8 protein-coding genes are annotated in these 10540 nt (G+C 45.4%); 1 reads left to right on the top strand and 7 read right to left on the bottom strand.

What is annotated here, in order from left to right:
• The first annotated feature begins 263 nt into the window (after window positions 1–263).
• A complete protein-coding gene (locus FP815_05375; protein MBA3014367.1) occupies window positions 264–1859 on the top strand; it encodes a hypothetical protein in 1596 nt (531 codons plus the stop codon).
• A 4-nt stretch (window positions 1860–1863) separates the two neighbouring features.
• Here FP815_05375 and asnB read toward each other — a convergent pair whose 3' ends face one another.
• From asnB to FP815_05340, 7 genes are all read right to left on the bottom strand, one after another.
• The gene (gene asnB / locus FP815_05370) at window positions 1864–3861 is read right to left on the bottom strand and encodes an asparagine synthase (glutamine-hydrolyzing) (GenBank protein ID MBA3014366.1); all 1998 of its coding nucleotides are present in this window, start codon (window positions 3859–3861) and stop codon (window positions 1864–1866) included.
• Complete coding sequence (locus FP815_05365; GenBank protein ID MBA3014365.1) at window positions 3861–5105, bottom strand: glycosyltransferase; 1245 nt, start codon at window positions 5103–5105, stop codon at window positions 3861–3863. Before FP815_05365 ends, asnB begins: the two co-directional genes overlap by 1 nt.
• Before the next feature lie 51 nt (window positions 5106–5156).
• Window positions 5157–6254: a glycosyltransferase family 4 protein gene (locus FP815_05360; GenBank protein ID MBA3014364.1), complete on the bottom strand. Its 1098-nt coding sequence runs from the start codon at window positions 6252–6254 to the stop codon at window positions 5157–5159.
• Window positions 6247–7455, bottom strand: a complete 1209-nt coding sequence (locus FP815_05355) for a hypothetical protein (GenBank protein ID MBA3014363.1) — start codon at window positions 7453–7455, stop codon at window positions 6247–6249. The genes FP815_05360 and FP815_05355 overlap by 8 nt, the downstream gene beginning before the upstream one ends.
• Complete coding sequence (locus FP815_05350; protein MBA3014362.1) at window positions 7452–8738, bottom strand: glycosyltransferase family 4 protein; 1287 nt, start codon at window positions 8736–8738, stop codon at window positions 7452–7454. The genes FP815_05355 and FP815_05350 overlap by 4 nt, the downstream gene beginning before the upstream one ends.
• Before the next feature lie 54 nt (window positions 8739–8792).
• A complete protein-coding gene (locus FP815_05345; protein MBA3014361.1) occupies window positions 8793–9635 on the bottom strand; it encodes a sulfotransferase domain-containing protein in 843 nt (280 codons plus the stop codon).
• Window positions 9636–9741: 106 nt separating this feature from the next.
• Window positions 9742–10540: glycosyltransferase family 4 protein (locus FP815_05340; GenBank protein MBA3014360.1), on the bottom strand; the 799-nt coding region annotated here is incomplete at its 5' end.

Here is a 10540-nt window from a genome sequence, read left to right as displayed (position 1 = left end):
TTTTTGCGACCTGAACTAGTCAGCGACAGGTCAAAAATCGGCAGGAGATTTTTTGTCACCCCGCGTCACGACGCTTATTTTGCAAGAGGCTCTTCCCACTCAAGAAAAATTCTATTAAAATGCAAATCCCCTCAGCACCCTGTTCGAACCGAAGCTAAACGGTTGGCAGACTTTTTGCAAAGATAGCTATCAATAAAAACATTTCTCTTTTAACAGCACCTTGATAAACTAGTACCCATTAACCAAGCCAAATGGAGGCTACCATGACAATAAACAGGGCACCTAAAAATTTGTTATTCTATGTAATTTTACCACTTATTGCACTATTATTTACACTCCCCCCCCCATGCAGTGCGGCAAACTTCCCCCTTGAAATCACTAATATTAAGCCCGCAGGGACTGGGACCCCGGCCATCCCCGTTACCAATCGTATCTTCCGGGCATATCCGGGCATTGAGTACAATATTCGGGCGGCGGTGATTGGCGGGGCTTATCCTTTCACTTATAAACTCGAAAATTCCCCTGCCGGAATGACGATCAACCCCAAAACAGGCGAAATTAGCTGGCCGGCCCCAAAGTCTGACTCTGGCACAATCACTCTTACAGTTAAAGACTCCGAAAATACTACAGTCACCACGACTTGGGCTATTACGGTAACAACCAAAGGTTTTTTGTTCGTGGACGCCTCCTATACGGGCACCGAAACCGGAACGATCACCCAACCATTTAACTCTATTGCCAGTCTACTGCAAAAAACCAGTGCAGCAAACGTAACGGATATTACCTATTTCAGAGGTGGCACCTATACGCTCATTCAGTTCGGTTCAACCTACAGTAAACCAGGAGATGTGACGGGGAAATACGGAACCAACCTGAAAGACAGCTCTCACACATGGATTGGCTACCCCGGGGAGACAATAAAAATTAATGGGGATGGTCGGTATATGGCCTCTCTCCTTGGTCTTTATTTCGACAGTTTAAATTTAAGCGATTTCTCTGACTACGGCATACAAGTAACTTCAAAAACCAGTTACATGACCATGCGGCGCTGCAGTTGGAGCAAAATAGTCGCGGTCAATTCTGTTAATGAAAACCAGGGATTCTTTTTTACCTGGGATGGAGGAGATGGGTATTATCTCGTCTTGCAGGATAACTCATTTAGCGACTTCACCGGAACATCTGCCATAGGTAGTCTTTATGCCACAAAAAAAGCCCTGATAGAAAACAACCATATATTTAACCCAGGTGGACCAGGGATCAGCCATATGTGCAATGGGATTGCCCCCAAGTATCGCACAGACTATCTTACTGTGAGGGCCAATAAGATCGTCATGGATTCTGGTACGCCTTTGGGCTCCAGTCTGAATGGTATGCTAGACAATGCAAACAATGTTGAAATCTGTTTCAATCTATTTATGAGAAAAACGACTCCAAGCGAGAGAGCAGAAGTACATGTCTTCAATGCAGATGGTTATTCGTCGGCAGGGGCAATGAAGACACTTTTCTACCACAGGAATACAGTTGTAGGTGATGTCAATTTCATGTTCATCAACGGAGCTAATTGCACTGCCTCCGGTCCTTATAACCTATACAACAATGTCATCATAAATCCTAATACTACATGGGGAGGCCACTATTACACATCAAATTTCTTATCATTTAATTGGGGGGCGAATATGGCTGCCAACCCCAATGGGTGCATTAACGATGTTGACAATTTGAAAGGCACCCCTGAAAGCAATATTATTGACGATGAAGGGAACTTGACATCCGGATATTTCCCTAATTATTTTGGCACCCACGGTTTCCAAATCGGGCTACCAGCACCAAAACTGATTAATATTGACATAATGCCGTAAAAATCTAACTCTTACTAGCTGGAGGATGGCGCTGTTGCTCATCCCAAGCCATCCACACACAGAGTGCCCATAATTTATGGGAATGATCATGACTCCCTTCCTGATGTTGATGCCATACCTTTTCAAGGTATGGCCGATTCACTCCACAGAGGGCTCCTATATTGTTTGAGTGCAGTAAATCATACGCCCAATTTTTCAATGGACCTTTCAGCCATTCTCGAACAGGTACGGAGAAACCCATCTTAGGCCGTTCGATCAGTGCCTTTGGCACATAACGATAAAGCACCTGCCTGAGTAACCATTTACTTTGCCCATCACGGTATTTCATCGCCAAAGGGAGCCGCCAGGAGAATTCAACGATGCGGTGATCCAGCAAAGGAAGCCTCGCTTCGAGGCCAACCGACATGCTGGCACGATCTCCTTTCACGAGGTTGTCATCGACTAAATAACCCAGTTGGTCCCAGTACATGGCATCGTGAATAAAATGGTTCATTCCTGGATGGGGCTGTCGATCTAACATAGAAGGTGCCTCATGGTCGCAATTAACTATCGCGCTTGGCATCTGCCAATAAGACAATAAATAACGATAGGCATCACTCTTTGAATCTGCTTGCATTACCTTGGCGAACTTGTGAATTTTCAGGCCAATATTGGATTGACCTTGCTTGTTTCTTGAGATTTTTTTCAATAAAGTATAAGCACTTTGCCAGGCATGAACAGGAATAGTAGATAAAGCCCTGCCAAAGATGTTGCGGAGCCAAGGTGGAAATCGCTGTTGCTTAACCCACAGATTGTCCAACTCGAAATAGCGGTTGTAGCCGCAAAACAGTTCGTCGCCCCCATCACCGGTAAGGCAGACTGTGACTTGTTGGCGAGCCAGTTTCGCCACGAGCAATGACGGGATTTGCGATGAATCGGCAAATGGCTCATCCCAAAATTTCGGGAGATCCCTAATCAGATCCAATCCATCACTAGCTGAAACATAATACTCATGATGCTCCGTGCCTAAATGGGCGGCAATGGCACGAGCATAAGGGGCTTCATCGAATTCCGTTTCTTTGAAACCGATAGTGAAGGTGTTAATGGGTTTATCTGATACACCTTGCATCACTGCAGCAACTAAGGAAGAATCGACGCCTCCGGACAGAAAAGCCCCGAGCGGGACATCGGCGATTTTTTGTTGGCTAATCGTATCGCGCAGCAGAGCATCGAGCTGTTTGATCGCCTCGTCCTCATCAAGAATAGGGTTAATAATCCCTTGATGGGCAATGGTTTCTAAAAGCCAATAAGGCTTTGGTGAGATTGAATCTTTTCCGGGTAAGGGATGGAATGCGGATCTATTTGGTAGCGGGGCGACTGGTATGCGCAAGTAGGTGCCGGGCAACAATTTAAAAATATTCCTATAGATACTGTACGGCGTGGGGACGTAACCAAAACGAAAAAATGCCGCCATGGCATTCTCGTCAATAATCAAGGCCGCATGAAAAACGCTGTGAAACGCCTTCAATTCTGAGGCAAATACAAAACAGTTTTCCAACCAACCGAAAAAAAGTGGTTTTTCTCCCATGCGGTCGCGGCAAAGTATCAATTCACAGGCCTGTTGATCCCATACCGCCAGTGCGAACATGCCGCGACTTCGCTCTAGCGTTGCCTCAATGCCCCATTCTTCCATTGCAGCTAACAGAACCTCGGTATCAGAATGCCCCCGGAAACGATGCCCACGCTGCCGCAACTCACTGGCAAGCATATGAAAATTGTATATTTCCCCATTAAAAACAATATGAAAGCGGCCACTAACAGAAGCCATTGGTTGGTGACCGGCCGGGGATAAATCTTGGATGGATAAACGGCGATGGGCCAATGCCAGCGGCTGCCTCGGGTCTCCCCAGACACCTTGTGCGTCTGGACCGCGGTGATACAGAGTGGTTGCCATAGTCTCTGCTGCCGCCAACAATGCCCGTTGCTCCCACATCGGTGCAATGATTCCGGCGATGCCACACATTAGGCTCCCGTCCCCCACACACAATCTCGGTAAGCATTGGATAATTGTTCACCGATTGCATGGTAACCATAATACTGCTCAATCAATTTTCTCGCCGCCATCCCTAACGCATACCTTCTATCTTCTGTGTTTAGCAACGAATCAATATGGTTGATAAATGATGTGTCGTCGTCCGCTAACAAAATATTTTTATCATGTGTGACGTTAATACCTTCACAAGCCACGGGGTGAGCCACTACAGCTTTTGCCATGGCCATAGCATCAAGAATTTTTAGTTTTGTTCCTCCTCCGTCACGAATCGGGCAGACATAAACAGTTGCCGTTTCAATAAAAGGCCGAACATCATCAACAAAACCGTGAATATGGAAATCGGCAAAACGGTCGGCTAATGAGCGAATCTTATCTGGCGGATTCGCGCCTATTACATCAAAAGTGAGATTTGGATGCATTTTCTTGAGACGCGGCCATAGGTTATCAGCGATGTACAGCACAGCTTCTACATTTGGGTACCAATTCATGGTGCCAACAAAAATCAACCGGTTTGGATGAATTGGTAACCCGACTGGTTTGAAAAAATCTAAATCAACCCCGTTAGGGATAGAGAGTACTTTTGATTGTGGCGCAAGGCCTAGGAGTCGCTTTTTATCAATGTCAGAGCAGGTGATATTCAATGAAAATTGAGGACAATAACGGCGCTCATATCCGGCCAAACGAACTCCTTCTTGCCAAAAATAAAGACGCTTCAACACGTTTGTCTCTCTGGCTGAGCGACGCAAGAGCATGTGCGACTCGATATTATGGTGATCAAGAGTGGTGGCGATGACAGGGGGGAGCAATGAAAAAAATGGTACTAGGCTGATGGTATCAAAATGCACCAAATCATACTTCTCTTGCTCTAACCAACTTGTCATTGTGGCGGCAAACGCCTTTGATTTTAGCCAATTTATATTATAAGGTTCATGAAACAAACTTTTCAGAGCAAGCGTGTAGGCGCCATATGTTGAACAATCGCTAGCAATCTCAAAAAAACTCAAACGTCGGCACAATACACTTAATGCAATCCTCGCCTCTTCCACTCCTGCTGACACTGATTCAAATAAAGGGCCGATCAATTCCTTTTGATTAAAGGCTAGCAGATCAACTTCATGGTAACGAGAAATTTCTTTCACCAAATTATAACTGCGCTGCAGCACCCCTCCCTTTGGGGGATAAGGGATTAAATGTGAAAGCCATAATATTTTCATGAATTAATTAATATTTCAGTTGTATTTGTTGTAATGTCTATACTCTATCAATCACAAGTAATTATAGGTACATTGATAAGTTTCTATCATTTTCTTCAGGCTAAATTTTCCATTAACAGCTGTGTAGGAATTATTAATGATGTATTTTATTGTATCGCTATTCTCAATCAATTTAAAAATACCATTTGCTATTTCATGTTCATCACAGTCCACCGTAATCCCATTCACCCCATTAGAAACAATTTCCTCAGGGCCACCGCTACGAGTAACGACTACTGGCACCTTGCAGGCCATAGCCTCAATAGTGGAAATAGAGAATCCTTCTGAGATAGAAGACAATAAAAAAATGTTTAAATTGTTTAGCAGTTTTGCCGTATCTTCTCGGAAGCCAAGGAAGAAAAAAACGCCCCCGAGGCCAAGATCTTTTCGTAGGGTAAGAAGTGACTCATACAGCAAACCAGACCCTTCCCCTGTGATGACAAAGCGACAGTCAGGATTTTTATCGTAAACAAGCCGCGCAGCCTTGAGAAAATATTCATACCCCTTGGCTGGACGAATATTGCCAAGCGCACCGATGAGAATATGTTCAGGGCCAATGCCAAGTTCTTTCCTGATTTCTTCATCCCTTTGCGGCTTAAAGAGACAGGTATCCACTCCATTGTAAATGGTAATTGATTTTTCTGCTGAAAATCCATAGCGCAGGACAAAATGCTCCCGAAGTCGATCCGAGACAAAAACTATTTTCCTGGAACCAGCATTAATGAGACGAGTTTTGAGCGACATCAAGCGATCATTGCCACTACTGTCTACAAATCCGTGGAACGTGGAAACTACCGGCACGCGACAGATCATGCCGGCAAGGCTACAATAGAGGTTCGAACCTAGGAGGTGGGACTGCACAAGGTCTATTTTATGTTTCCGGATAATCTTTACTAATTCCAAAAGATAGTGAAAATTAAATCCGCCCTTTGATTGAACAAAAATCGGTTCGATACCGATTCCCTGCAAGGCTCTACAGACCCATCCGGGCCCACGAATTACGGCAATTGATTTAAAATGATGAGCATCCAGACCCTTGACCAAGTTGACAAAGACCGTCTCCGCTCCACCTGGACCGGTCGTATCTATGGTATGGAGAATGTTAATCATCCCGTGCCCCTAACACCTGACGAATATAAGAACGAACCTCAAACCAGAATGGTCCTAAATCATGCCTGTCCAATACATCAAACGATGTGTTTCTTTCAGATAACATCAAAAAATCAATTATTGCCTGACATTTAGAGGGACAATCAGGCGGGAGATTAAGCGATTCGTCACTGTTTTTCAGACGAATTAGGAGGTGGTCGAGTGTCCCTAAAAACCATTTAAGTTTATGCCCAATACGATAACCAATGAAAGGACTCAATGGCTTTTCACCCTGGAGGTAATCAAGAAGCAGGCCCGGAAAATCTACACCGCAGGCAACGGCCAACTGCAAAGACCCCCAAAAACGGCCATTAATCTCCATCAGCTTAGCCTTTCCATCCCGCAGGTCCCGTTTAAACTCAACCATGGCCACCCCCTGCCACCCAACTGCCGCGAGCAAACGGCCAGCAGCATCAACCATCTCCTCATCAAGGGGGATGCTCTCTGAAATAACACTCACTCCTCCGGAAGGGGGCTTCTCCCGTAAACGCCTGTGCGAAAAAAGGGCCAGATGTCGATCTGAGTCGTACAGGGTAAAAAGCCCGGTACCTGGACCGACCACTTTCTCCTGGATCATGGAGGGATGCCGCAAAACATCTACCGTCTCATAAAGATATTTCAATTCTTCACGGGAGGAAGCGTACATAATCCCGGCAGAGAGAAAGCCATGTCCCTCCTGGATTTTTGATAGAGCGGGTTTGACTACAACGGGATAGCGCTCAATCTCGTCAAGCCGTGCGTCCAAAACGGCAGGACCAGAGAGATAAACGGTTAGTGGGATAGGCACATCCAATCTCTCAGCCAGTTGACAGAGGTGGAGTTTGTCGGAAACTGCTGCCATCTTCTCTGCTGGTGGGCAAGCCAAAACAACCTTGGGTGGCAAGCTGGCCCTCATCGGATTGAGGAGGTAAATTGAGGGTTCGGTCATAGGAATGATTACCTCAATCCCTTCCTTATCCACAATCTCCCGTATAGCCGCAACGTATTCCGCTCCAGCTTGAATAGGGTCTGGAACCAAATAGGACGCCCTGCAGAAAGAGGAACTCGAAGCGAGATTGCGCGACTCAGCCCCGGTGACGACCACCCGACATCCCCGTCTCCCCAAAGAACGAGTGACTGCTAGAGAGGAACGATTCCCCCCCTCCGTGACCAGAACGTTCACGCGTGGTTTCCCTTTTCCATTATCTCGGTGAGTAGCCCTGCCATACGCATACCAATCACGTCTGCGGCGAACCGCTCCTCTACATTCTGCCTACCCTTGGTTTGATACATTGGCCATTGCTCTGGGCGTTCCAGCAAATAACAAATTGCATCAGTAATTGCTCGATGTGATCGATCAGGTATTAGCAACCCATCCTCCTTGTCGTGGATACATTCCGGAATCCCTCCCACTCTGGTAGCAATGGGAATACAACCACTCGCCTGTGCCTCCTGCAGCACAACGCCTTGAGTCTCTACATGTTCATTGGGCGTTCGATTATTTATACTTGGCAGAACAAACAGATGAACTTTTCGGTAAAGGGTCTGTATCTCAAAGAGGTCCAAATCTACATAAAATGTTACGCGCTCAGCGACCCCAAGCCGTTGGGCCATTATCGCAAGTTTCTCCTTTTCTGACCCAGCCCCTACAAAATGCCAATGGGCGTCGACGCCTCTTTCAACAAGCTTGCGTAAGGCAAGTAAAGCGTACGCATGGCCTTTGTCTCGATGAAAGCGGCCAACAGTCAGCAAGTGAAGCGGCTCATCCCCCGTGGGCGCTGGGCGTGCAACGGAGGTATAATCATCGAGAGGCAACCCTTGGGGAAGGACTACAATTTTTTCTTCAGGATAACCTAAAGTGACAGCCTGTTGTTTTGCCGCATTCGTATTAACGATTACGCAAACAGCATAGGAGCCAAGCAGCTTGCGCCGAACCGGCGCAAGCTGGAGCAACCCCTCCGGCAAGAGGCCGTGAAAAGTTACAATTAACGGAACTTGACGCTGGACGGCGAATGGCAAAAAATAATAGCCGAACAGTTCTGAGTGAGCATGAATGAGGCCTAAATTTCCAAGATTTGCAGCACAATAGAAGCAGTGAAGTATTCGTAGAATTGTCTTCAGGCCGTCGGCGGCTTTCAGATCGAAGATAAAATTCTTCCACGCGGTTTGAGTGAACACCCTAGTTACTAATGGTCTAAAAACTGCAGAGCACAGGCTTGAACGAAGAATCTGTGCCCGTTCCATGACTACAGGAATCACATATTGACGCAGGCCCAAACGGTCGACTTTTTCGTGGTATTTTCTTTTCACATTGCTTTCAGTTACCACATGAAATTTTATGCCATGAATTTGTAACTGCTCAAGGTAGGTATCCATCCACGGTTGGTTGATCGATGGGAACCTCGGCGCTAGAACCAGAATTCCGGTTTTTCGAAGTATCTCTGCTTTAACATTCTTTGCGCTCATAATTTGGCATCTCCCTCATGAAGCAGCTAGAAACCAACCTATCGAGCTGGAATATCACGAAGCAATTTCACTGTACCAATCTCTCGACTTTTCATATCCATATGCCTCCAATGTACCGAAAAGTTCATTACATTCAGAAAATTGGTGCCTTACCCTCTCAATCTGCTCAGGGCTTCTCCTCCAACGAGCTATACGCTCAGATGACGACATCTTTCCTTCCATGACAAGGCTGGACTCCTTTGGGGCAAACCTTCCTTCATATCGGTAAGCATGCTTTTGGGGGCTTTTATGATACTCGCAAAACCTAGCATCAAAAGCTAAGTTGAATTTTTTTGCAATCGCTTCCTGGATCTTATCAGGATTTGTCACAAGGTCTTCGTAACGAAGCAGCATAACATCTGAACGCCGGAGCGCTATCTGGATTGCTTCGTGAATCGCTATTACGCCTGGGGCATCATAACGCCATTCCGTAAACTTCTGATTTTGTGGCCACCAGCTATGATCATGGCCAATAAAATATTCGTCGGGGTAGATTGGGTGGCGAGAAGAAATAACATCACGTATATCTCTGACCATAATTAAAATTGCGAGATCCTTTTTATTAATGTTCAGCTTATCAATTTGCTTTATGTGCAAAACATCCAACGGGGCCTTCGTCGCCCAGTTCCCTAATTTATGAAGCCGAAAAATAAAATACTGTTCAAATGGTTCAAATCGATATCCGGGAAGGCATGAACTGATCATATTATAAAGAAGCGATGTGCCACTTCGAGGAAATCCACATACGACTAGATGACTTTGATTAAACTTAAAAAGGGATCGTACCCCCTTGGAAACGAGGGAGTTAATTTTGACGTGAAGATTTTGGAGTGGGCTGTTTGCGTCTACATTGAGCATAGAGAGTCTTTCACGTTAGTACTGTTGGAGAGTTAGTCTGTTAGTATCATTAATTAAGCCCTTCGTCTCGAAATTTCCCCGTTAAAACTCTTGAGATGGGCATTTTTTATAGATAAGCATTATAGACATCCAGTGTTCTGGCAACAACATCGCTCAAATTGAAGTGCCGCATGGCATGGATTTTACTATTGATAGAAAGAGTTTTACGCTTTTCATCATCAGCCAAAAGAGTGTTGAGCACCTCAGTAAGATTGTCAATATCACCAGGCTCAAAAAGAACGGCAGTTTGCCCATCAATGGCCACTTCCGGGATTCCACCAACTCTACTTGCGACGCAAGGAACTCCAGCCGCAGCGGCTTCAGCGAGAACTAGCCCAAAAGCCTCCTCCCACAGTGATGGACAGACTAGCAAATCAGAAATACTTAATATTTTTTCCACATCATCGCGATACTTGAGAAAAAATATTCTCTTCTTCCCGTCAATTACTTCATTATCTGCAATCAACGCAGCCAGAGGACCTGCCCCCGCCACAATCAGGACGAAATCGTCCCTTATTGCAGAAAGGCAGCGAATGGCCGCGAGTAGACACAGAACGCCCTTTTCTTCACTCAATTGACCGACATAACAGATTATTTTCCTCCTTGAATTCTTGCCAAAAAGTTCAACTCTCAACTTTTCTTTTGCGACGTCTTTAACATCAAATCTTTCAAGCAAAATCCCATTAAAGATGGTGGTAATTTTTTCTGCTGGCACACCAGCATGATCCTGAAGTTGTAATGCTACATAATCAGAAACCGCTATATACTTATCAACCATATTAACCCATATGCGCCTCTTAAGCCGTTTTGCATAAGACAGGAGAGCATTACTATCAGTAGTTACATTAGTCACTAGACGAGATGTA

Source organism: Desulfobulbaceae bacterium (genome assembly GCA_013792005.1).
Taxonomy (GTDB): domain Bacteria; phylum Desulfobacterota; class Desulfobulbia; order Desulfobulbales; family VMSU01; genus VMSU01.
Note: the sequence above shows the minus strand (reverse complement) of the source record. Positions and strands in the feature narration are given on the sequence as shown.